Genomic DNA, 22,602 nt, shown 5'->3' with positions numbered 1-22,602 from the left:
CCCGCGTCCGCGTGGGAGTGCCTGTTATACCGTGTACTGCCAGTGCCTGTTTCAGTGGCCTCGGGCTTCTCAGATGGTGATCGCGACTTTTCCCCGCACTTTGCCGGCGTCGAAATAGCGCATGGCGTCCGGAACCTGCTCCAGCGGATAGCTGCGGTCAACGGTCGGGGTGAGGGCTCCGGCGTGGATGAGCCCGGCCAGGTGTTCGAGGTCTGCAGCGCCCTGCGTGGCCATGACCATGGTGAACCGCTGGCTGATGAATGGGGACAGCGCCAGGGCCCGGAATTGCCTGTCGATGCTGCCCGTCCAGGAGCCGCCTTCTTCGCCGCCGGTGATAACGGCCGTGCCGGTAGGAGTGAGCGCCTTGCGAAGGCGTGCCAGGGTAGGGTTCCCGGCGATATCCAGGATCAGATCGTAGTGTTCAGGGCCGTCGGCGAAGTCCTGCTTGGCGTAGTCGAGGACGTGATCGGCGCCGAGCGAGCGCACCAGGTCCATTTTGACGGCACTGCAAACACCCGTGACCTCGGCCCCGGCTGCTTTGGCGAGCTGAACAGCGTAGCTTCCCACTCCACCCGAGGCGCCAAGGATCAGCACCTTCTGTCCCGGCGTTATCTGGCCCGCGGCGCGGAGGGCCTGCAGCGCAGTGCAGGCGGAAACCGGGACCACCGAGGCCTGTTCGAAACCGATGTTCGCCGGTTTGAGCGCGAGCTGGCTTTCGCGGGCCGCCGCATACTCGGCGAAGGAGCCTTTTCCGACCCCGAAGACCTGGTCCCCGACGGCGAATCGGGTCACTGCCGCTCCGACCATCACGACCGTGCCGGCCAAGTCCAGCCCCGGTACAGGGTTTTTGGGGGCGCGGACGCCGAAGGCCAGGCGCAGTGCGTAGGGCAGGCCCCGGGTTACATGCCAGGTCCCACGGTCCAGGCCCGCAGCGTGGACCCGGACCAGCACCTCGTTCTCGGCGATGTTCGGCTTGGGGATCTGCTCCAGGTGCAGGACGTCGGCTGAGCCATAAACCTCCTGCACGATGGCCCGCATCATGGTCGGCATTGTGATCTCCGGCGCGGGCGAGCCGGCCGAAATCAGAGTCTCCGCAGCTTGCTGACCATAGGTCATGGCCGTTCCTTTCCAAGCAATCTGGATGCGTGACGACTTTTTCGTACGCTGTACTAAAAAGATTATCGTACAATGTACTAAACCGCTAGAGTGCTGTACTAAGTCGCTCGAGTGCTGTACTAACTAGAGCCCGAGGAATCCCGATGCCGGATACTGCACAGCCCCTCCCCCAACGGCGCCTTCCACTGAGCCGCGAAAGGGTGCTGGGCTGCGCCGTGGATCTCGCTGACGAGTCGGGAATCGCAGCGCTGACCATCCGCTCGCTCGCCCAGAGCATGGGAACCAAGCCCATGTCGCTCTACTACTACGTGGCCAATAAAGATGAGATCCTGGACGGCATCGTGGACATGGTCTTCAGCGAAATCGCGCCTCCCTCCCCCGCGGGCGACTGGCGGGAGGAAATGTACCGGCGGGCCCACGCGGTGCGCAGCGCGCTCAAACGCCATCCATGGGCGGTAGGGCTGCTGGAAAGCCGTTCTTCCCCAGGCGAAGCGAACCTGCGCCACCACGAAGCGACGCTGGCGACTTTGCGAGCAGCAGGTTTTTCCGTTCAAATGACAGCCCATGCCTATGCCCTGCTCGACAGTTACATCTACGGATTCGCGCTCCAGGAAGCCGCACTGCCCTTTGACGGCCGGGACACCGCCTCCGAGGTCACAGCGCCGATCGTTGAGCGTTTTTCGACCGGGCAATATCCCCACATGATGGAGATCGCCACCGAACACGTCCTCAAACCCGGCTACGACTTCGGGGATGAGTTCGACTTCGGGCTGAACCTCATCCTTGACGGCCTCAGCCGGTCGATGAGGTGAGCCGGAACCCCCGGTAATCCAACGATGAATCTCCGATCCGTGGTGGCTCATGAGACCGCGGGGGTGGATGTGACGTGGGTGACAAGAGTGGCGTTTGGTGCGAAGCTTGTCACGCCAAGTTGACCGTTCTGTCAACAACGGCTGCCTCACCATCATGAACCAAAACGGCGGCAACAAGCTTCCCAGGTTCAATTCCGGCTGGGCCGACGAAACCGCCCTCGACGTCGACGCCGTCTCGGCAGCCTGCCCGGACTGCAAGATCCTCGTTGTGCAAGCGACAACAGCCAGCCTCACCAATCTCGGTACAGCCGTGGCAACGGCCGCCAAACAGCCAGGGGTCGTCGCGATTTCCAACAGCTACGGCGGCGGGGATTCGGCGGACTCCACCTACGGCGCGTACTACAACCACCCGGGCATCGCCGTGACAGCATCAACCGGTGACAACGGGTACTCCGGCTCGTCCTACCCCGCTTCCTCGAGTTATGTCACCGCTGTGGGAGGCACATCGTTGGTCAAGAACGCCAGTACACGCGGGTGGGGCGAGTCCGCATGGTCGGGCTCGGGATCCGGATGCTCAAGTGTCAATGCCGCGTTGCCTGCGGCTGCCAACTTCGGCACGGGGTGCGGCAAGCGCGCCTCTGCAGACGTCGCCGCCGTCGCGGATCCGCAGACCGGATTGGCGGTGTTCGCACCGAGCAGCAGCACCACCTCGTCATGGGCACAGTACGGAGGCACTAGCCTTTCCTCACCCCTGATCGCGGCCATGTACGCGCTTTCCGGCAACTCCGGCAGCTCCACGGCGCTGGCCAACTCTCTCCCGTACACAAACTCCGGGACATTCAATGACGTTGCCTCGGGTTCAACGGGCACTTGCTCCACGAGCCAATGGTGCCTCTCCGCCACCGGATGGGACGGGCCCACGGGGGTCGGCACTCCGAACGGGGTCGCCGGACTCTAAAAAGCAGTAATTGCCTGAAGGGTGGCCGGCGTCCAAGGATGCCGGCCACCCTTCTGTCTGTGAACGGGCAGCGTCACTAGTGCTTCAGGTTCGTCAGCTCCTGCAGGACCTCGTCCGACGTCGTGATGATGCGGGCGTTCGCCTGGAAGCCGCGCTGGGCCACGATCAGGTTGGTGAATTCCTGGGAGAGGTCCACGTTGGACATTTCGAGGGCCCCCGCAGTCAAGGTACCGAGTCCTGCGTCGCCGGGGGCGCCCAATTGGGCCGTGCCGGAGTTGGCGGTGGCCACGTATGTCGAGCTACCGGCTTTCTCAAGGCCGCCGGGGTTGGTGAAGCGGGCGAGGGCAACGCGTGCCAGAACCTGCTTGGCACCGTTGCTGAACGAGCCGATGAGCGAGCCGTCGCCGCCGAGGGTGAAGGACTCCAGCTTTCCTGCCTCGGATCCGTTCTGGCTGCCGACTGTAAGTGTGCTCATGGCCGCGAAGCCGGTAACAGTGGACATGTCCACTGTGATGCCGCCGACCGTCATGGCACCGCCCGAGGTCAGCGCACCGTTCGCGAACGTGAGCGTCGAGTTGCCTGTGGCGCCGTTGGCATCTGCCCCGGCCACATCCCAGCCAGCCGCGGACCGGCTGAACGTCAAGTTCAGGCTGCGGGAGGCGCCGTCGGCGTCGTACACCTTGAGCTGGCGCTCCACGCTGGTCCCCGCGGCCGCATCGGACGGCAGGTTCCCGTCGAGCGAGGCCTTGGTGGTGGCGACAGCTGCGGCCGTTGTGTTGGGCGACAGGGCGATCGGGCCAACGGGACCTCCCTGGTTCACCGCACCGTTGGCGGTGGACCAGCCCTGCAGGATGCCGCCGTCGGGGCTCACGAGACGGCCGGCCGCGTCCATGTCGAAGGCGCCGGCGCGGGTGTAAAGCTGCTGGCCGGCCTTGCTGGTGATGAAGAACCCGTCGCCGGAGATCATCATGTCGGTGGCTCGCCCGGTGTTCTGCGATGAACCCTGGCTGAAGTTGGTGCTGATTCCCGCCACGCGCACGCCCAGGCCGATCTGGGCGGGGTTGGTGCCACCGGTTTCAGCCTGCGGGGCGCCGGCGCCTTGGGTCATCTGCGAGAGTGTGTCCTGGAACTGGGTTGAGGAAGCCTTGAAGCCGGCCGTGTTCACGTTGGCGATGTTGTTTCCCGTGACGTCCAGCATGGCCTGGTGGGCACGGAGGCCGGAGATTCCGGAGTACAGCGAACGAAGCATGGTGTTGCCTTTCTTCGGGGTGGTTTAGGGAGGCTTGAGTCAGGCGGTTGGAGTGGCGGCGGCGGTCATCCCGCTGATCGAATCGAGCGGAACGTTCACTCCCCCGACCGCCACAGTGGGGGTTCCGGCCGCAAAGGAAACCGAACTCGCGACGCCGGAGCCCTTTGTCCCGTCCGCGAGCGCATAGCTGACGTTGTGCCCGATGATCTGTGCCGCGGCACTGCGCATCTGCAGGGAAAAGCTCTCTTTGGCGTCGGCGGTGAGCTCCGTCATTTTCTCCATCATGGACAGCTGCACGGTCTGGCTCATCATCTGGTTGGTGTCCATGGGGGCGCTCGGGTCCTGGTTCTTAAGTTGAGTCACCAGGAGGGACATGAACATGCTCGAGTCCATGGTCTGCGCGGGTTTGGCCGCGGTAGTTCCAGCGGTGGTTCCAGACTGGACTCCGCTGCTTGCCGCGATGGCTTGGATGGTCACTATTGGCTCTCCTTCATCAGACGAGAATGTCCAGGCTGCTGGTAATGCTTCGGGGAAGTACGACGGCGGTCCGCGGCAGGCGAACCGTGTCGCCGTCGCTGCTCCGTGGGAAGGCCGGGCTCTCCGCCGGGCGACGCTCCCCGGGGTCCGAGCCGCCCGCGCCGGCGTCGGCCGGAGCGTTGTGTTCGGAGAGGTCGAGGCTCGCGCCGAAACCCGATTCGCCGAGTCCGCGCCGCAGTTCCGGCAGGATGCTGCGCACTGCCTCGCGGCCGGCTTCCCCGGGGGCGAATAATTCGATCCGGACCCCTGCGCCTTCGATATGGGCCCGGACGGTCAGCGGACCGAGGTTTTCCGGCGACAGCTTCAAGGTCATCACGTGCGAGCCAGGCGCCGCCGAGGCAAGGGAGAACAACGGTCCGGACACTTGAGGCAACAGTTTCGCCGGATCTGATTGGAACGTGGGCGTCACCATGCCTGGGACGGCTGTCGAAGAGGCCTGCTGGAGTGGCGACGCTGGCTGCCCCATCACCGGAATTCCTGCCTGAATCCCCGTGGGAAGCCCGGGTGCCGCGGCGGCCTGCGTGTCCTGCTGCGTCGCGGGTTTCCCCACGGGAAGTACGACGGCGGTGCCCGACTCGCGTGCCGGGACTGCGGCCATGCTGACCCCGGGTTCGGGGTTGGCGGGCAGCGGGTTGGTAAGCGACGAGTTACCGGGGATAGGGCTGGGCGGCAGGGTGCCAGCAGGCTGCGGGCCGGCGGGCAGCGGGTTGCTCGGGGCCGAACCAGGCTGGGTTGGACTTTGGCCAGGGCTCCCGAGCGGCGGCGCTACCGGCACAGTGGGGGCGGACATCCCACCGACAAGGCTTGCCGCTGCCGACGTTCCTGCAATCGCTTTGGCCGGTACCGTACCGTCCATGACCAGTACAGCAATGCCCGACCTGCTCGCCTGCGGAGCAGCGGTCCCCGGAGCGACAACGGCCATCGCGAGTCCGCCCGCAACAGCGGCCCCACCCGCAACAACAGCGCCTGGCGCACCAGGCGAACCCGCCGCATCAACCGTGTCCTTGGCGCCCTTCGACGCTTCCGGTTTGGCGGCTCGGGCGGTCGTCCCGGAACCGTCGTCGGCGGGCTTTTCCTGAGCGCCGCCGTCGGGCGCCTGTTGTGCGGTCCCGTCGGAGGTCTTCGAGCCGGACGCCAGCAGGCCGTTCATCACGGCCTCAAAGCCGGCGGCGGCGCCGGGCTGCGGCACAGGCGAAGATCCGGGAACAACCGGACGCGGAGCAGCCACACCGGCGGAAGGCAACTGCATCACGAGCCTCCCGCGGGGACAATCCGGCGGATGGCGGTCAGATTGGACTGCTGTTCCCACGCATCGCGGATCTGGATGGTCTGGCCGGGGACGGGCGCGTCGATCGCTTTGCCGTTGCCGAGGTAGATGGAAATGTGTTCGCCGCCGAAACTGACCAGCAGGTCGCCGGGCTTGGCCTGGGCCAAGGACGCCACGGGAGTGCCTTGCCGCATCTGGTCGCTGACGACGCGCGGCAGGTCGACGCCGAGATCCTTGAAGACGCGCTGCACGAAGCCGGAGCAATCCATGCCCACCGCCGGGTTGGTGCCGCCCCAAACATAGGGCACACCCACGTATTTCTTGGCGTCGGCCACCACGGCATCGCCCGTCACAGCGCCGGTAGCCATGCCTTTACTGACACCCGAAAGCGCGCCCGAGCCCCCGACGGCGGAGCTCAACGCTTGCGCGAAGGACGCCGAGTCCGTGGAACTAGCCGCGCCCCCGGAGGGGTCCGGGGTCCCGGTGGAAGCGGTGGTGCTCGCGGAAGATGCCTGCGGACGGACCCCCTGGCTTAGTTGCTGCAACATCGACTCGATGCTCTGGATGCGCCCGATGGCCTCGGTCATGCTCACGAGGTGGCCTTCCGATGCCACGCGGAAGACGCTATTTCGTCCAGAACGCCTTGCTCGGCACGGAGCGCGGAAGCCTCGAACGCGGCACCGTGGCGGGTTTCGAGCTTCTCGAGCCCTACCGCGCGGCGTTTGGCTTCGGTGTATTCCGCGCGGGCCTCGGCGGCTTCAGCCTCCGCACTAGCGGCCAGGGCGTCAAGCTCGGCCAACATGCTCTGCGCGGAAGCACGGGCCGCGGCGATGGCCAGGAGCGAAGCGGAGCTTCCAGCACCTCCGGCGGACTCGGCCAGTTCCTCGCGGGCTGCAGCCCGCCGGGATCGCAAGGATGCGGACCGGGAGTTGGCGCGGGCCAGTTCACTGGCGGCGGCGTCCTGCTGCGCCTGGCGCAGGCGCAACAGCCCGGCCAGGGAGAATTGACGGTTCACGCGGCTCCTTCGAGGCTTGCTGAGAGGCGTAAGAGTTCCGGCCAGGACTCGCTGTAGGGAGTGGATTCGTCCATGCTTTGCTGCAGGAACCCGTTGATGGCGGCTTCGTGGTCCAGTGCCGCGTCCACCAAGGGATTGCTGCCGCGGTGGTAGGCGCCGACGTCGATCAGGTCCTGGGCGCTGCGCCGCGCGGCGAGGACCCTGCGCAAGGAGGCCGCGAGCGCCGTGCGATCGCCGGAGTTGACCTTGGAGGCCACACGAGACACGGAACCAAGCACGTCCACCGAGGGAAAATGCCCCGTGACGGCGAGCTTCCGGTCCAGGACCACGTGTCCGTCGAGGATCGAGCGGGCGGCGTCGGCGATCGGTTCGTTGTGGTCGTCGCCGTCCACCAGCACGGTGTAGATACCGGTCACGGATCCGGTTTCGGCGGTGCCGGCGCGTTCCAGGAGCCGGGCCAGCACGGAAAAGGTCGACGGCGGGTAGCCGCGGGTAGCCGGCGGCTCACCGGCGGACAGGCCGATTTCGCGCTGGGCCATGGCCACGCGCGTCAGCGAATCCATCATGAGGACCACGTCCTGGCCGGCTTCGCGGAACGATTCGGCAATCCGGGTAGCCGTGACGGCGGCGCGCATGCGCATCAGGGCAGGCTCGTCGGACGTCGCCACAACCACCACGGAACGAGCCAGGCCTTCAGGCCCGAGGTCGTCTTCCAGGAACTCGCGCACTTCACGTCCGCGCTCCCCCACCAAAGCAATCACGGATACTTCGGCGTCCGTGCCCCGGGCGATCATGGACAGCAACGAGGACTTGCCGACCCCCGAGCCCGCGAACAACCCCATGCGCTGGCCGCGGCCGAGCGTTGCCATGGTGTCCAGGACGCGGACGCCGGTCTGCAGCGGAGTGTCAACCCGGGCGCGGTGCATGGCCGGCGGCGCTTCGTTGTCCAAAGGGACCATGGGACTGGCGGGCAACGGGCCTTTGCCGTCGATCGGACGCCCGAGCCCATCGAGTACCCGCCCGAAGAGGCCACGGCCGGTGGGGACCAGGATCGGAGCGCCCTTGGAGCGTGCCGGGTCACCCGCGGCCACTCCGGTCAACCGTCCCAGCGGCATGCAGCGCACCACGCCACTGACCGAGGCGACCACTTCGGCGTCGAGCCCCGGAGCCTCGCCCACGGTCACCAGGTCTCCCACCGCGCAGTCCAGCCCGGAGACCTCCAGTCCAAGGCCGAGCACGGACGTCACGGTGCCCACGCGCTGCGGTGCCGCGGCGGCGAGGGCTGCGCGGAAGCGCCTTGCGTGCGGCCGGTATCCCGTAGTGCTCATGCGTCGTTCCCCAGCAGCGCTGCTTTGGCCCTGTCCAAAGCGGTGCCGAGCCGGGAGTCGAGCCAGCCCTGCGGATATTCCGCGATCGCATCGCCCGGGTTCAAGGTGGGATCGGCCTTGAGTTCGACGCCGGCTATGTTCCCGAGGTCGACGGCGTCCAGCGCGGCCAGGTCCGCCGGGTGGAGCCGGACGGAAGTCACGGTTTCCGCGCCGGACGCGGTGCTGAGGGCGCGGGCCATCGCGGCGCGGGCGGTATTCCCGCCGTCGTTGAGTTCGTAGCCCAGGGTGGCTTCGGCAAGTTCTATCGCGCTCGCGGCCAACACATCCTGCGCTTCCTCCAATACAGCGCCGCTGCGCTGCCGGGATGCGGCGGCGGCCGCTTCGAGCACGCGGACAGCTTGCGCCACTGCCAGGCGCCCGGCGTCGAGCATTGCGCGGTGTTCGGCTTGAAACTGTTCGCGCAGAAGGCGTTGTTCCACGGCCGCGGCCTGGATCCCGGCCGCGTAACCTGCCGCGTGTCCTTGGGTGTACCCCCGGTCCTCCTTGCGTAACCTCGAGGCCGGCTGGATGTCCGGGAAGACCACCCTCTGGAGCTCAGCCTCAGTAGACATAGTCGTCTTCTTCGCCGCGCCGGACCACGATGGCGCCTTCGGCTTCCAACTCACGGATGGAACGGACAATCTCGGCCCGGGCCTCTTCAACCTGGGAGGCGCGCACCGGTCCGGCGGAAGCCATCTCGGCTTCCAGGATTTCGAGGTTGCGCCCGGACACGTTGGTGCGCACGGCCTCGAGCACTGCGGCAGGGGCACCCTTCATGGCGACAGCGAGCACTTCGGCATTGACGCCACGAAGGATCTGCTGGATGTCGCGCCGTTCCAATTTCACGATGTCCACGAAAGTCAGCATCCGGGCGCGCACTTCCGTGGCCAGCTCCGGATCCAGGGTTTCCAAGCCTTCCAGGACGGAGCGCTCGGTGTTGACGTCGGAGCGGTTGATGATGTCAACGAGAGGCTGGATGCCGCCGACAATCTCGCTCGACTTCCTTTGCGACATGACGGCTCCGGCACGAACCTTGAGGGTCTCGGCCACGATGCCCACGGCCTCCGGCGAAGCCATCCCCATCGTGGCGATGCAACGGGCCACCTCGCTCCGCTGCACATCGCCCAAGCCGGCCATGACCGCGGAAGCCTTGCCCGGCCGCAAATGCGCCAGGATCAAGGCAATGGTCTGCGGCATCTCGCCGTCGATCAGGGCCAGTAGCTGCCCCGAATCCATCATTTCCAGGAATTCGAAGGACTTCCCGGCCATCGTGGACGCGAGACGGTCCATGAAACCGGCCGCTTTGTCCGCACCGAAGGACGCTTCCAGGAGCCCGACGGCGAATTCCTGGCCCCCGCGGGCCGTGCGGCGTCCGCTGACTGCAAGGTCGTGGAACTCGGTCATGACGTGGTCCGCCACTGATGGGGAGACGCGGCGCAAGCGCACGATCTCGGCGGCGACGTCCTCGGCCTCGGACTCGGAGAACTGGGTCATGACGGAGGCGGCGCTGGCAGGGCTCATCTGCATCAGCACCACGGCCACCTTCTGCGGGCCGGTCAGGACGCCTGCTTCCAACTCCCCTGCCCTCATACCGCTTGCCTTTCATCCATGAGCCCGCGCAGGTAGTCGGCGGTCCGGGCCGGGTTCTCTGCAACCATGGCTTCAATCTGGGCCAGCCGCCGCTCGCCGTCGAGCGCTTCGGCGCCGGGTATAGGCAAGGCAGGCATCGGCAACGCCGGAACCGGATGTGCAGGCGGCAGTTCGATCGCCGAGGTGGCTGGCGGTCCTTCGAGTGCCGGGGTGGAGACGGCTTGCGGCAGCATCTCGTAGTCAAGGCGTTCGCCAAGGTCAACCGGTTCGCGGCGCTGCCTGCGGCGCAAGAGGATCAGCACGAGCACAATCAGCGCTACGACTGCCAGCAGTATGCTGCCCGCCAGGATGAGCGTGTTCATCAAATCCGACTGCTGCTTGGCGTCGGCTTGTGCTTTGGCCGCGCCCAATGCCTGGGCCGCTGCGTCTGCGGCCGAAGTACTGAAGGGCAGCACTTCGACCGTCACCACGTCGCCGCGGGTGGGATCGACGCCTGCCGCGGAAGTGACGAGGGCCTTGACGGAGTTGACGTTGAGTCCGGCCGCCGCGGCCTGGTTGATGGCGACGGAGATAGTCTGGCGTTTCACGGCTCCTTGCGGAATGGTGCGGTCTTCCGTGACCTTGTTGACGGCGTTGTTCTTGGTGGTGTCGCTGGAGTCGAACGTTCCGTTACCGTTGGTGCCGCCCGGCACGGCAATGTTGTCCGGGCCAAGGACGCCGGAGGCGCCGCCGCCGGTTCCCGTGTACTTCTCGGTCTTGGTGGTCTCGCTCAGCGGAGCGGCGTCCTTGGCCGTGGAGAACGTCTCGCTGCGCTGCTGCGCGGACTCCGCGGTCACGTCGGCCGCGACGGCTACGGTGGCGTTGCCCGGTCCCACTACCCTGTCCAGGACAGCCTTCACCGAATCGGAGGTGCGCTGTTGGTAGTCGGCGGCTTGCTTGGACGAGGACCCGGCGGCTCCCCCTCCCACTGTGGAGAGGACGTTGCCTTGGGAATCCACCACGGTCACGTTAGTTGGCTTCAGGTTTTCGATCGCGGCGGACGTCAAGTGCACGATCGCCTGGACCTTATCGGCAGACAGGGTGATACCCGGCTGCGTTTCCACGAACACGGATGCCGTGGCGTCCGGAGCCTTGTCCACGAACACTGTTTCGGCGGGAATGGCGAGCTGCACGGCTGCTGTCTTCACTCCGTCCATGGCCTGGATGGTGGTGGCGAGTTCGCCCTCGAGCGCGCGCTTGTACGTCACCGACTGCTGGAACTCGGAGGAGGTCACGCCGAGCTTGTCGAGCAGTGAATAGCCCGTGGCTGCGGCCGCAGGAAGGCCCGCTGCGGCCGCTTTCAGCCGTTCGTCGTTGACCTTGTCGTCGGGAACTAGGATGGTGGAACCGCCGTTGCTGAGCTCGTACGGGACGTTGTCCTTACGCAGCTGCTCCACGATCCCGTTGGCGTCCGTGTCCTTCAGTCCGGAGAACAGCGGCGAGTAGGACGGCTTGCCCAACCATGCTGACAGGGCCACCCCGCCGAGCACCAGGACGGCGATGCCGATGATGGCGATGGTGCGCTGCCCGGCCGTGAATCCCTTGAATCCATCGCCCATCTTGCGGAAGAAGGCGGCAATCTGTGGAGGCATCAGGCCTGCATCCTCATGATCTCGTTGAACGCGTCAACGCCCTTGTTCCGTACCGTGGAGACAAGCTCCATGGTGATCTGGGCGCGCGTGGCAGCGATCGTCGCCTTGTGGATGTCGTCAAGGTTGCCCGTCACCGCGGACACTGCCAGCTGGTTCGACGCCGATTGCAGGGACTGGAGGTTGTCCACGGCACCGGTCAGAGCGGTCGCAAAGCCATTGCCGTCCGATGTTCCGGCGGCTCCGCTTACGTTGTTTGTGCCTAGGTAGCCGGTGCCGCTGACGCCTTGCACCGAAAGTCCTCCGCCACCTTGAATTGCGCCGATCGGGTCCAAAGCCATCAGGATTTTCCTATCTCGAGCGCTGCCTGGTACGTCTCACGGGCGCGGTCAACCACTTGGGCGTTGGCCTGGTAGCCGCGTTGCGCCACAATCAGGGCACCCATCTGTTCGGAGAGGTCGATGTCCGGGTAACGGACATAGCCCTGGGCGTCAGCCAGCGGATGGTCCGGTTGGTACACGAGCCTGCCGGTTGCGCTGCCTTGGGGGGTGCTCTTGACGTACACGCCGTTTCCGTCGCCGCCCTCGGCGGCTTCGACGTAGCGGGCTTGGAAAGCCTTGCCGCTGGTGCGGGACACGTCGTTGATGTTGGCCAGGTTGTCCGAGACGGCATCGAGCCATTTGCGGTGGACAGTCAGGGCGGAACCGGCAATCCCGATCGCATCGAAGGTCATCAGCTGGTCCTCAAGGCCGTGCGGATCGCGGTGAATTCGTCTCCGACGGCCCGGGCCGCGAACTGGTACCGCAGCACAGTGTTCACGTTGGAGAGGGTCTCGGTGTCCAGGTTCACGTTGTTGCCGTTGAGCTGGGTGGGTTCCTGGGACGTTGACACCGTGGGTGCAGCGTAACCATTCCCGGCGCTCACCGAAGCCGCGAGGGCGTCTTCGAACTGGACCCTTTTGGCATGGTAGTTCGGGGTATTGATATTCGCGATGTTGTTGGCGATGGTGTTCTGGCGCAGTGTGAGCGCGTCCAAGGCGCTACCAAGGGCAACAGAAGTCACTGACTCGAACACGACGGCCTGCCTTCGCGAATAGATATGAAGAGGCCGATCCGTGGCCGTGCATCGAGCAATCCCTGCTCAACTTCCACCATCGGCACGCGTCGGCGATTCGTTAGCCGATTCAGGGATTGTTTTCGGTACTTTCGCTTCAGCCTTGGACGTCGAGGATCAACGGACGCGGGGAATTCCGGCTTCCAGGGACTGTGCTGAGGGCGTCCAAATGGGCGAGGGCGTCGCTGCGTACCTTGCCGAGCATGGCCATGGATTCCAACTGCGCGTCAAGGATCCGCCGAGCCCGGTCGGCCAGCCCCTCCGGAAGCGAGCCGGCCCCGGCGGGAGGACTCCATGGCCCGGGTTCGCCACCGGAGACAGCCAAGGCAATGTCGCCTTCAAACCGGTCGAGGATGTCCGACCATTCCCGTACCGGGTCAGCCGACACCGAGCGTGCCGTTCGTACTTGCGGTCCCGCCCTGGGCAGGCAGCTGCGAAGAGGCGTCATGCCAGCCTTGCCGAAGCGGTTCCAGCAGCGCAATGCATTCCTTGGTCCGGTTGACGTCGCGGTAGATGTTGGCCCCGATCATCGCTTCCATCGAGTACTGATAGATGCTCAGCAGTCCGGGCGCGCCATCCCAAGCATCTGTCTTCAGCGTGGAGGACAACTCCGTGACGATCGACTGCGCATGCAGGAGGTTTTCGCTGGCGACGCCCCAATTGGCGTTCTCCTGGGCGAATTGGGCACGGTTCAGGTCCAGGAGGAGGCGGTCGTACAGCATGGTGAGGAGCCGTGCCGGCGGAGCCGAGAGAATCGCGTCTTTGTTGTACTTGCTGAGCTGGCTGGCCCAGAGGGCGGTGGCTGTCACGGTTTAGTTTCCTGACGACGACGAGGAGGACGAGGATGAGTTGGAGAGGGCGGAGAGCTGGCCGGTGAGCCACGACGCCTGGGACTTGAGGCCACCGAGCAGGACTTCCATGTTGGTGTAGACAGCTTTGAGGGAAGCTCGGCGGTCCGCGAGCCGGACGTCCCAGTCGGCGATCTGGGAGGTCAGATCGGTCACTTCGGACTGCTGCCCCTTGATCAGCTGCGGCACGGAGCCGCTCACCGGGTCCGAGGCGTTCGTCGCGGCCGAGGCAACCCTCGTGGCGATCTGCGACAGGGCCGACTGGGTTCCGGCCGGGTCGGCTGCCATCGCCGATGCGAACTTGTCACTGTCGAAAGTGAAGGTGCCGTCCTTTTCGATGACGATGCCGTATTCGGAGGGCGACTTGCCGTTCACGGGGGCCACCACCGCTTCGGTGACGGCATCGCTGACAGCCCGGACGGAACTGTTACCGGTGAAGATGCCGCCCTTGGCGCTGGCGACGCCGGCGGTGCTCGTCGTCGTACTCACCGCGCTGCTGCTCGCGATGTAGCCCAAGAGATCGTTGACGGAGGAGACCAGATCGCTGGCCTTTTTTGTAATCCCAGGTGTGTCGCTTGCGACTGTGACGGTCACCGGCGAGGAGCTCACGGCCGTGGCGGTCACCGCGACGCCGGGAAGGACCTCGCTGAACGTGTTGCTGGAGGAGGTGATGGTCTGTTGCGCGGCGGTGCCGGCATAGAGGATGGCCTGGGCGTCCGCGGCTGGCTTGACGATGGCAGCTGTTGGTGCGGCAAACAGGTCTGCTGCGGTCCCGGCAGTTACATCGGCAGCGGTGCCCTGATATGCCTGGAAGTCGCCGGCCGCGCCGCCCGTGGTGGAGGTCAATTGCAGGCGGTAAGTGCCGTTGCCGGCAGGGACCTTCACCGCGTTCGCTCCCCCGCCGGCGGCATTCACGGCCTTGACTACATCGTCAAGGCTCGTGGAAGCCGGAGTGACTTCGGTGGCCTTGCCAGTCTTGTCGACGAGAGTCAGATGTGCCGGGTTGCCGGACGCGTCGGTGGGCCAGGTGGTGAGAGCTTCGGTCACACCGATCTTGGTGCTCGACAACTGGGTCACGGTCACGTCGATCGAACCCGTGGTCGCCGTGGTGGAGGCCTTGGCCGTGATGGCCGGGTTGTTGGTGGTGGCCGTGAACAGATTGCTCGCGCCGGGCGCCGAGATGGAGGTGGCCAGGGAGTCCAACACTGTCAGACGGGTGTTGAGGCTGTTCAGCGCGTTGATCATCGACTGGTCGGCGGTGACCTTGGACTGCAACTGCTGCTGGGGCAGCGCTTCCACTGCCATCTGCGCGTCGATCATCGAGGTGGTGTTCAGGCCGCTGGCGAGGCCGTCAATCGATGTTCCCACGGAGGGTTCCTTCCAAAGTTATGCTGCTGCGCTAACGGCCGATGGCGGCCAGACAGGTATAGGACCCGAGCTGACCGCCACCGGCGATGATGGATCCGCCAGGCGGTTCCGGGTTTAGCCGAGGAGCTTGAGGACACCCTGGCCGGACTGGTTGGCCTGGGCCAGCATGGCCGTACCGGCCTGCTGCAGGATGTTGGCCTTGGTGAACTTGACCATTTCCTGGGCCATGTCAGTGTCGGTGATGCGGGACTGAGCGGCCTGCAGGTTCTCACCGGACACATTCAGGGTGTTGATCGCGTGCTGCAGGCGGTTCTGGGTGGCGCCGAGGCCCGCGCGCTGGGTGGAGATGTTCTTGATGGCGGTGTCGATCTTGGTGATCGTGGTCTGCGCGTTGGCGGACGTGTCCACCAGGAAGTCCGCAGCGGTGGTTGAGCTGGAGAGCGCCCCGACAGCCGTAGTCACGTCGCCGACCTTGACGGAGATCTTGTCGTTTGCGGTGCCGCCGGTGCCCACCTGGATGTCAAGGGAGCCCGGGGTGGAGGTGGCGGAAACGCCGGCTCCGGCGGCACCCTTGAGCAGGTCGATGCCGTTGAAGTTCGTGCCCTTGGTCAGGCGGTCGAGCTCCTGGCCGAGCGAGTCGCCTTCGGTCTTGATAGCGGTGCGCGCATCGGCGTTGTTCGTGTCGGACGAGCCCTGGACGGCCAGGTCACGCATGCGCTGCAGGATCGAGGTGACTTCAGTCAAGGCGCCTTCAGTGGTCTGGATGACCGAGATGCCGTCCTGGGCGTTACGGGCCGCAACGGCGGAACCGGAAACCTGGGACTTGAGGCCCTCGGAGATCGCCAGTCCGGCTGCGTCGTCAGCTGCCCGGTTGATGCGCAGGCCGCTGGAGAGCTTCTCCATCGAACTGGATACTTCGTTCTGGGTGTTGCTCAGGTTGCGGTATGCGTTGTTAGCCATCAGGTTGTTGTTGATTGCCATGCCCATGGTGTTTCCTCCGTGATTGGGTCTGCTGGTACTCCAGGCCGTCCGTGGCCTGTCACTTCTGGTTATCGGAACAAGCAGGCCTTTGGTTAGAAAAAGCCGCAGGGAAAATTTGCCGCGGCCAACAAAATCCACCGCACGTCGCTTGATCTAACGCACGGGCCGCGGCGGCCGATAGTTGTCATTGGCGCGGCGAAGGCACAGGGGAAAGTGCCTTCTCGCGGCAACGCACCCGAGAAACCAACCCGGAACTGGAGTTGACCCGACATGGCCATCCATGAACTGTCGGCCCTGCTGTGGCGAGAACGTGAGCTATTGGATCTGCTGACATTCAAGCTGGAGGAAGAGCAGCTGCTCCTCACCGCGGGCAAATCCCGATGGTTGCCGCATGGCACGCGGGAAGTGGAACAAGTCCTGGAACACCTGTCCAAGGCCGGGCTCGCGAGGGCGGTGGAAGTGGCTGCCGTGGCAGAACAATGGGGCCTGCCTGCCGAGTCTTCACTGGGCGAGCTGGCCGCGTCCGCCCCGGAAGAGGCCTGGGCAGATGTCCTTTCCTCGCACCTGAACGCGATGCAGCATCAGACCGCCGCCATCAAGGAGCTGCGTGATTCCAACGAGCAGTTCCTCCGCGCTGCCGTCCGTTCCACCCAGGAGACCATGGCGGATCTGAAGCCGGCGGCCGGGACCTACGACTCCCACGGCCGGACGGGTTCCCAGGGCAAGAATGCAGACTCAACCCCGTCCCGCCTTTTCGACCAGCAGTTCTGACCGAAACTCATCAAACGTAGACGGACAACCAACGGCCGGGCAAGCAAAGGCCCGGATCACCCAAAGGACACAGCAGTGAGCACATTCGGCGGACTCAATACGGCCTACTTGGGCCTGACCGCAGCGCAGCAGGGCATCAACGTGGCCGGGCAGAACATCGCCAACGCCGGCACGGACGGCTACACAAGGCAACGCATCGAACAATCGGCCCTCAGCGCGCCGGTCCGGACGGGCCTTGTCGGAGCGGGGGTCCAAGCAGGCCAGGGCGTGTCCGTGGATGGAATCGCCCGTTTGGGGAACAGCTTCCTCGACGCCGGGGTTCGTTCCAGTGCCGCCCAGGCCGGCTACGCCGGATACCGCTCCACCGAGCTCCAGCAGCTCGAAGGCTCGCTGAACGAGCCCGGGCCCGCCGGGATATCCACGGCGCTGCAGAATTTCTGGTCCTCCTGGCAAGGTATCTCCAACAACCCGGGAGAGTCTGCGCCCGCCGGCGTGCTGCTTCAGGCAGGTACAACCCTCGCCAATACTGTTTCGACAGGCTACAAGGCCTTGGACGCGCAGTGGACGCGCGTCCGCGGCGAAGCCCAAAGCACCGTCGCCACCCTGAACGATGCCGCCGCCCGCGTGGCCAACTTCAACGCGACCATCCGGTCCGTGATGGCCTCGGGGGGCTCCGCCAACGAGCTCATCGACGCCCGCAACCAGGTGACCGAGACCATCTCGTCCTTGGCCGGGGGCGCCGTCCGGGACAACGCCGACGGCACGGTGGATGTTTTCGTCGGAGGCAACGCAATCGTCTCCGGCACCTCGCACCGCGACCTCGCTCTGGCGGGCCAAACAACCATGAGCCCGCCCGGTTCGACATTGCCGTTGGCGGGGCCGGTCCAGTTGGAATGGGCGGACCGCCCCGGCGTGGCGGTACCCCTCGACGGCGGAAAGCTCGCCGGCGCGGTCTCGCTCCTCGCCCCGGCCGCAGGGGGAGGCACCGGCGGGGCGATCGCCGAAGCCGCCGCGTCTTACAACGCGTTCGCGAGCAAACTCATGGACGACGTCAACGCCGTCCACCGCACCGGTCAGTCCACCACCGGTGCCACCAATCTCGACTTCTTCACGACCAGTCCCGGCGCCCCGGCTGCATTGTCCCTCTGCGTTGTCCCGACGAGCGCCGCAGGAATCGCCACCGGCAGCCCCGGCTCCGGCGCCCTCGACGGCAAAATCGCGGACGCAGTGGCCCAAATCGGCACCGGGCAGGCTTCCCCCGACGTTCTTTGGTCCGGAATCGTCACAGGAATCGGCACGGCTTCGCGCTCGGCACAACAGCACCAGCAGCTCGCCGACGCGGCGAGCACTGCCGCCGTCGGGCAGCGTTCCTCAGGAGCCTCCGTGAGCCTCGACGAGGAAAACATCAGCCTCCTCACCAACCAACACGCATACCAGGCGGCCGCCCGCGCAATGACCGCGGTGGACGAGGCCCTCGACGTCCTGATCAATCACACCGGATTGGTGGGAAGGTAAGCCATGCTGAACAGAGTCACCACCCAGACGATGTCCGCCGCCGCGCAACTGAACCTTCAGGCAGGCCAGGCCAAGCTCGCCGCATTGCAGGACAAGGCCAGCAACCTTACAAACATCACCCGGCCCTCAGACGACCCAGCGGGGCTGGCGAATGCCTTGGCTGTGCGGGGACAGATCAGCGCCGCCGGACAGTATTCGAACAACATCAACGACGGCAACGGCTGGCTGACCACCGCCGATTCAGCCCTCGGCCAGGCCACGAACATCCTCAACCGGGTCCGTGACCTTACCGTTCAGGCTGGCAACGGTTCCCTGAACAGCTCCGCCAAGGAGGCGATCGCCGTCGAAATCGAGGGCCTCAACAAGGACCTCCTCGCCCAGGCGAACACGCAGTACCTCGGCCGCAATGTCTTCGCGGGAAGCTCCGACTCGGCTGGCGCCTTCAGCAATGCCACGCCACCCCTCTTCAATGGAACGCCAGGCAGTACGGTGGAGCGGCGCGTCGATGCGAGCCAAACGGTGCGCGTAGACGCCGACGGCGGCGCGATCTTCGGGAGCGGCGGTAGCTCGGTCTTCGCTTTGGTGAGCAACGTCGTCGCTGACATCCGCTCCGGCGCGGACGTCAGCAGCCGTTTGACGGCGCTCAGCGACAGCATCAAAACAGTCATCAGTGGGCGGGCAGACGTCGGAGCGCGGCAGACCAAGCTGACGAGCGCGCAGAGCTCCGTGGACGGGCTGAAGGCCTCACTTGAGGTTCAGCGCTCGGGAATTGAAGACGCCGACATAGGAAAGGTCGTCATGGACTTGAAGCTGCAGGAAACCAACTACCAGGTTGCGCTCGCAGTCACCGCCAAGACGCTCCAGCCAACGCTGATGGATTTCCTCAAATGAGCACGGCCCAGGCTTCCCGGGAGTTGAGCTTCACCGCGCCCATGCCGGGGCTTGAAGCCTCAGGCGGCTTCGTCTTGCGGGGAATCAACGGCGCCCCCGGGCTCTACGCGATGGAGTCGGCAAGCCAGCGCATCCGGATGTTCCTGGCCGAGGCCGCCGTTTATGTTCCGGGCTATGCGCCAACCATCCCCCGCAGAACCCTGGACGATCTCGGCCTGGACCGGGCCGAGCTGGCAACCACCTTGGTGGTAGTCAACCCAAGCCCGGAAAAGACCACGGTCAATCTCGCGGCCCCCATCGTGCTGAACCCGGAAACCGGACGCTGCACGCAGCTTCTCCTGGACAGCAAGGAATACCCCCTGCGGGCCGAACTGGGCGCCTAGGCAGCACCCGCTCCCCTTTCATTGACCCCACCGACCCTGAGACGCAGACCTGCTAAGACCCCGACCTGTTAAGACCCCGACGCTCGCTCACTTTTAGGCCCCTTCCGGCAGACGCTCGCTCACTTTTGGGCCGTTTCCGGCAGACGCTCGCTCAGATCATCCACTCCGAACCAAAATTGTTTGGTCAAACCACTTGCGTCAGGGCGTCTCCCCGTCCATACTAAATGAACGTCATTCATTTAGTGACTCCCGTCTCACCGGAGAACAGCCGTCATGATCTGCACCACCTACCCGGGCGCCCCAACCTCCGCCGCCCGCCATCAGCTTCGATGACCCCACAGACGGCTTTCACTGCATCACCCAGCAACAACCTTCGGCCCATCTAGAAAGAGCCAAGCACATGACTCAAATAACCCGCCCAAGCGCCAGGAAAACCGTGGAGGCCCACGATCCGGCCGGCACCGAACACGGCATTAGCGGCAAAGGACTCAAGACGGGGCAGCTGGGGCTCCTCGCCGTCGTCGTCCTTGGTATTTCCTCCGTGGCACCCGCCTACAGCCTGACCAGCTCACTGGGCCCGGCGGTCAACGCGGTGGGCCTGCAGTTGCCTGCGATCTTCATCGTCGCCTTCATCCCGATGATCCTCGTGGCGTTCGCCTACCGGGAGCTCAACGCAGACTCCCCCGACAGCGGCACCACCTTCACGTGGGCCACCAAGGCATTCGGCCCGTTCATCGGCTGGATGGGCGGCTGGGGTCTGCTGGCGGCGAACATCATCGTCCTGTCCAACTTGGCAGGCGTCGCGGTGGACTTCTTCTACCTGTTCCTCGCCCAGGTTTTCGGCAATCCCGATCTAGCCGACCTCACCTCCAACAAGGCTTTGAACATCGCCACGTGCCTGGCTTTCGTGGCACTGGCCGTCTGGGTCAGCTACCGGGGCCTGCACGCCACCAAACTGGTGCAGTACGCCATGGTCGGGTTCCAGGTTGTGGTGTTGGGCGTCTTCGTTGTCATGGCCCTCACCCATGCTTCCTCCGGCGACACTCCCACGGCCATTGCCTTTAGCTGGGACTGGTTCGACCCCACGAAGATCAGCAGCTTCGAGCAGTTCGCTGCAGGCATGTCCCTGGCGGTCTTCGTCTACTGGGGCTGGGACGTTTGCCTGACGGTCAATGAGGAGACCAAGGGCGGCAAGGGTACCGCCGGCAAGGCCGGCACCACCACGGCGATTGCCGTGTTGGGACTCTACGTCGCGGTGATCGTGGCCACCATGATGGTTGCCGGTATTGGCGGCGATGGGATCGGGTTGAACAACCCGGACAACCAGTCGAACATCTTCGCTGCACTGGCTTCACCTGTCATGGGTCCTTTGGCCATCCTGATGTCCCTGGCTGTACTCGCGGGCACTGCGTCATCCCTGCAGTCCACCATGGCCTCCCCCGCCCGAAGCCTTCTCGCCATGGGTCACTACGGCGCCCTGCCGCAGAAGTTCTCCACCGTGAGCAAGCGCTTCGGTTCCCCGGGATACGCCACCATCGTTGCCGGCGCGATCTCCGGCGGGTTCTACGCCATCATGAAGGTGGTCAGCGAGAACGTCCTCAACGACACCATCCTGGCCCTGGGCTTGATGATCTGCTTCTACTACGGAATGACCGCTTTTGCCTGCGCTTGGTACTTCCGGCACAGCGTGTTCAGCAGCGTCCGCAACTTCTTAATGCGCCTGCTCTTCCCGGTGATCGGCGGCGTAGTTCTGACGCTGGTCTTCATCCAGACGGCAGTGGACAGCTGGTCGCCGGACTTCGGCAGCGGTTCCGAGATCTTCGGCGTCGGCCTCGTTTTCATCATCGGAGTGGGCATTCTGGTCCTCGGCGCGGTGGTCATGGTGATCATGGCCCGCGTCAGGCCCGGCTTCTTCCGCGGCGAAACCCTCCGCAAGGACACGCCGGCCCTCGTAGTACCCGAGTAAGCCTCAGCGTGGCAGAAGCCCTGTTCCGGATCACCCGGAGCAGGGCTTCCGTTGTGGTTGCGTCACCACATGTGCGCGACGTCGATCACCAGCCGCGATCCCGTTCCCGGACCGGCCAGCGTGAAGACCCTGAAGGGGAGCCGGGCGCGGACACCCAGGCCAAGGCTGGTGTATCCCTCAAAGCTGCCCGCGAAGGCCACCTCCCGGAAGGTCTTGTAGTCCGAGACATTCGTCAGTTCGTTCTTGTCGGCCGGGTTGTACGTGGCATTGCCGCTGGAGTTGTACGCGGGGGCGTTAATCGTGACTTGCAGGAACGCATTGCCCCTCAGCTCGACGGGAAGCCCCGAGCCGTCGTGCAGTACTTGTGGAACGTAGCGGATTGAATAGCCGGCAACGGCGCCGTTCAGGTCGATTACCAGACGGTCAAAGCAGGGTTGCTGGCCCGTCCTGACATTGACCACTTGCGCCTGGGTTAGCGCCGGGTTGGACTTCGCCAACGATCCCCAGACGATTCCGCAATACGGGGCCGCGGACGCCGCCCCCGGAGCCACGAGACCAAGCCCGGCGGCCACTGCCAACGCCGCCAACCAAGCGTAAAACCTTCTCACTTTGGCCCACTCCCCTTGAATACTTGAGCGATCCGATACCTCAAGCGTAAGAGCGTCAGGGGCCGTTCAGGAGCTTCGTATCCGCTTCGGCGCCCAACTGTTAATGAACCTCGCGAAGGGTCACGGGGACGTGATTCAGCGGCCAGGTTTCCGCGGTTTTCCGGGGTTTCAGCGCGGTTTCGCGCCTCTGTTCGTTATCACGGATAACGACGCCGGAGCGGTGCCTCGTCTGCGGCTCGCGCCGTGCAGGTGCGCACAACCAAAGAGGCCGTGCAATAGGCGTCTTCGTCGGCGTGCGTGGGCGTGGTCCGGGTGTCGGTGGCGGTGTTGTGGCGATGGTTCCGCCGGTTCGACTGCTCCCTACCGATGGCCTGTCCGCGGTAGTTGCTCAAATTTTTCCTAAGTTCTTTCGATTGGACGGGTCTTTTCGGCCTAATAATGTCGTAGGTCCCTGAAATGCTTTGGTTATGGCAGGAAATCGGGGAACCCAGCTGATCGGAGCGGGCGCGCCGTCGGGCGGCGCGGTCCCTGGGGCTGCTGGGCCGGGCGTCGCTGGGCCGGGCTTCCGGGTGCGGGATCTGATCGACGCCGTGAAATCGCTTCGGCCAGGCGCCGAAAG

General features: G+C 65.1%; 25 protein-coding genes. 7 read left to right on the top strand and 18 right to left on the bottom strand.

Going from position 1 to position 22,602, the window contains the following annotated elements:
• Nucleotides 1-69 precede the first annotated feature (69 nt).
• Entirely contained in the window at nt 70-1,116 is a 1,047-nt protein-coding gene (locus QRN52_RS16025; protein ID WP_284754211.1) for an NAD(P)-dependent alcohol dehydrogenase, read from the bottom strand.
• A gap of 143 nt (nt 1,117-1,259) precedes the next feature.
• Here QRN52_RS16025 and QRN52_RS16020 point away from each other — a divergent pair, with 143 nt between their 5' ends.
• Together QRN52_RS16020 and QRN52_RS16015 are read left to right on the top strand one after the other, a co-directional pair.
• Nucleotides 1,260-1,928: a TetR/AcrR family transcriptional regulator gene (locus QRN52_RS16020; protein ID WP_284754210.1), complete on the top strand. Its 669-nt coding sequence runs from the start codon at nt 1,260-1,262 to the stop codon at nt 1,926-1,928.
• Between the two features lie 106 nt (nt 1,929-2,034).
• A complete protein-coding gene (locus tag QRN52_RS16015; protein ID WP_284754208.1) occupies nt 2,035-2,886 on the top strand; it encodes a S8/S53 family peptidase in 852 nt (283 codons plus the stop codon).
• A gap of 76 nt (nt 2,887-2,962) precedes the next feature.
• On the opposite strand, the gene QRN52_RS16010 is transcribed toward QRN52_RS16015, so the two are convergent.
• The 16 genes from QRN52_RS16010 to QRN52_RS15935 all read right to left on the bottom strand — a co-directional run bounded on the left by QRN52_RS16010 (nt 2,963) and on the right by QRN52_RS15935 (nt 15,855).
• Nucleotides 2,963-4,135: a flagellar hook protein FlgE gene (locus tag QRN52_RS16010; RefSeq protein WP_284754206.1), complete on the bottom strand. Its 1,173-nt coding sequence runs from the start codon at nt 4,133-4,135 to the stop codon at nt 2,963-2,965.
• Nucleotides 4,136-4,174: 39 nt separating this feature from the next.
• Complete coding sequence (locus QRN52_RS16005) at nt 4,175-4,612, bottom strand: flagellar hook assembly protein FlgD (RefSeq protein WP_284754205.1); 438 nt, start codon at nt 4,610-4,612, stop codon at nt 4,175-4,177.
• Between the two features lie 16 nt (nt 4,613-4,628).
• On the bottom strand, nt 4,629-5,921 hold the full coding sequence (locus QRN52_RS16000) for a flagellar hook-length control protein FliK (RefSeq protein WP_284754204.1): 1,293 nt from the start codon (nt 5,919-5,921) through the stop codon (nt 4,629-4,631).
• The gene (locus QRN52_RS15995; RefSeq protein ID WP_284754203.1) at nt 5,921-6,553 is read right to left on the bottom strand and encodes a C40 family peptidase; all 633 of its coding nucleotides are present in this window, start codon (nt 6,551-6,553) and stop codon (nt 5,921-5,923) included. The genes QRN52_RS16000 and QRN52_RS15995 overlap by 1 nt, the downstream gene beginning before the upstream one ends.
• Nucleotides 6,529-6,954 (bottom strand): flagellar export protein FliJ, encoded by a 426-nt coding sequence (fliJ, locus tag QRN52_RS15990; protein WP_284754202.1) that lies wholly within the window; start codon nt 6,952-6,954, stop codon nt 6,529-6,531. The genes QRN52_RS15995 and fliJ overlap by 25 nt, the downstream gene beginning before the upstream one ends.
• Nucleotides 6,951-8,282, bottom strand: coding sequence for a FliI/YscN family ATPase (locus tag QRN52_RS15985; protein WP_284754200.1), 1,332 nt, complete (start codon nt 8,280-8,282; stop codon nt 6,951-6,953). Before QRN52_RS15985 ends, fliJ begins: the two co-directional genes overlap by 4 nt.
• A complete protein-coding gene (locus QRN52_RS15980; protein WP_284754199.1) occupies nt 8,279-8,893 on the bottom strand; it encodes a FliH/SctL family protein in 615 nt (204 codons plus the stop codon). Before QRN52_RS15980 ends, QRN52_RS15985 begins: the two co-directional genes overlap by 4 nt.
• Nucleotides 8,883-9,911 carry a flagellar motor switch protein FliG gene (fliG, locus tag QRN52_RS15975; protein WP_284754198.1) on the bottom strand — a complete coding sequence of 343 codons (1,029 nt, stop codon included), beginning with the start codon at nt 9,909-9,911 and terminating at the stop codon, nt 8,883-8,885. The genes QRN52_RS15980 and fliG overlap by 11 nt, the downstream gene beginning before the upstream one ends.
• Nucleotides 9,908-11,542, bottom strand: coding sequence for a flagellar basal-body MS-ring/collar protein FliF (gene fliF / locus QRN52_RS15970; protein ID WP_284754197.1), 1,635 nt, complete (start codon nt 11,540-11,542; stop codon nt 9,908-9,910). Before fliF ends, fliG begins: the two co-directional genes overlap by 4 nt.
• Nucleotides 11,542-11,880, bottom strand: a complete 339-nt coding sequence (gene fliE / locus QRN52_RS15965; RefSeq protein ID WP_284754196.1) for a flagellar hook-basal body complex protein FliE — start codon at nt 11,878-11,880, stop codon at nt 11,542-11,544. Before fliE ends, fliF begins: the two co-directional genes overlap by 1 nt.
• Entirely contained in the window at nt 11,880-12,272 is a 393-nt protein-coding gene (locus tag QRN52_RS15960) for a flagellar basal body rod protein FlgC (protein WP_284754195.1), read from the bottom strand. Before QRN52_RS15960 ends, fliE begins: the two co-directional genes overlap by 1 nt.
• A complete protein-coding gene (locus tag QRN52_RS15955) occupies nt 12,272-12,613 on the bottom strand; it encodes a flagellar basal body rod protein FlgB (RefSeq protein ID WP_284754194.1) in 342 nt (113 codons plus the stop codon). The genes QRN52_RS15960 and QRN52_RS15955 overlap by 1 nt, the downstream gene beginning before the upstream one ends.
• A 136-nt stretch (nt 12,614-12,749) precedes the next feature.
• Nucleotides 12,750-13,040, bottom strand: coding sequence for a hypothetical protein (locus QRN52_RS15950; RefSeq protein ID WP_284754193.1), 291 nt, complete (start codon nt 13,038-13,040; stop codon nt 12,750-12,752).
• Nucleotides 13,030-13,461, bottom strand: coding sequence for a flagellar export chaperone FliS (fliS, locus tag QRN52_RS15945; protein ID WP_284754192.1), 432 nt, complete (start codon nt 13,459-13,461; stop codon nt 13,030-13,032). The genes QRN52_RS15950 and fliS overlap by 11 nt, the downstream gene beginning before the upstream one ends.
• Before the next feature lie 3 nt (nt 13,462-13,464).
• A complete protein-coding gene (gene fliD / locus QRN52_RS15940) occupies nt 13,465-14,868 on the bottom strand; it encodes a flagellar filament capping protein FliD (RefSeq protein WP_284754191.1) in 1,404 nt (467 codons plus the stop codon).
• A 114-nt stretch (nt 14,869-14,982) separates the two neighbouring features.
• Nucleotides 14,983-15,855, bottom strand: a complete 873-nt coding sequence (locus tag QRN52_RS15935) for a flagellin N-terminal helical domain-containing protein (protein ID WP_284754190.1) — start codon at nt 15,853-15,855, stop codon at nt 14,983-14,985.
• A gap of 264 nt (nt 15,856-16,119) precedes the next feature.
• Here QRN52_RS15935 and QRN52_RS15930 point away from each other — a divergent pair, with 264 nt between their 5' ends.
• The 5 genes from QRN52_RS15930 to QRN52_RS15910 all read left to right on the top strand — a co-directional run bounded on the left by QRN52_RS15930 (nt 16,120) and on the right by QRN52_RS15910 (nt 21,375).
• The gene (locus QRN52_RS15930; RefSeq protein WP_284754189.1) at nt 16,120-16,620 is read left to right on the top strand and encodes a flagellar protein FlgN; all 501 of its coding nucleotides are present in this window, start codon (nt 16,120-16,122) and stop codon (nt 16,618-16,620) included.
• A gap of 75 nt (nt 16,621-16,695) precedes the next feature.
• Nucleotides 16,696-18,135, top strand: coding sequence for a flagellar hook-associated protein FlgK (gene flgK / locus QRN52_RS15925; RefSeq protein WP_284754187.1), 1,440 nt, complete (start codon nt 16,696-16,698; stop codon nt 18,133-18,135).
• Nucleotides 18,136-18,138: 3 nt separating this feature from the next.
• A complete protein-coding gene (gene flgL, locus QRN52_RS15920) occupies nt 18,139-19,026 on the top strand; it encodes a flagellar hook-associated protein FlgL (protein WP_284754185.1) in 888 nt (295 codons plus the stop codon).
• Nucleotides 19,023-19,409, top strand: coding sequence for a flagellar assembly protein FliW (locus QRN52_RS15915; RefSeq protein ID WP_284754183.1), 387 nt, complete (start codon nt 19,023-19,025; stop codon nt 19,407-19,409). The genes flgL and QRN52_RS15915 overlap by 4 nt, the downstream gene beginning before the upstream one ends.
• Nucleotides 19,410-19,809: 400 nt before the next feature.
• Complete coding sequence (locus QRN52_RS15910; RefSeq protein WP_284754181.1) at nt 19,810-21,375, top strand: APC family permease; 1,566 nt, start codon at nt 19,810-19,812, stop codon at nt 21,373-21,375.
• Between the two features lie 62 nt (nt 21,376-21,437).
• Here the strand turns inward: QRN52_RS15910 and QRN52_RS15905 are convergent, their stop codons facing one another.
• A complete protein-coding gene (locus QRN52_RS15905; protein ID WP_284754180.1) occupies nt 21,438-21,983 on the bottom strand; it encodes an AMIN-like domain-containing (lipo)protein in 546 nt (181 codons plus the stop codon).
• Nucleotides 21,984-22,602: the final 619 nt, after the last annotated feature.

The organism is Arthrobacter sp. efr-133-R2A-120, assembly GCF_030209835.1.
GTDB lineage: Bacteria > Actinomycetota > Actinomycetes > Actinomycetales > Micrococcaceae > Arthrobacter.
The sequence above is the reverse complement of the archived record's forward strand: the minus strand, read 5'-3'. Positions and strand labels throughout refer to the sequence as shown.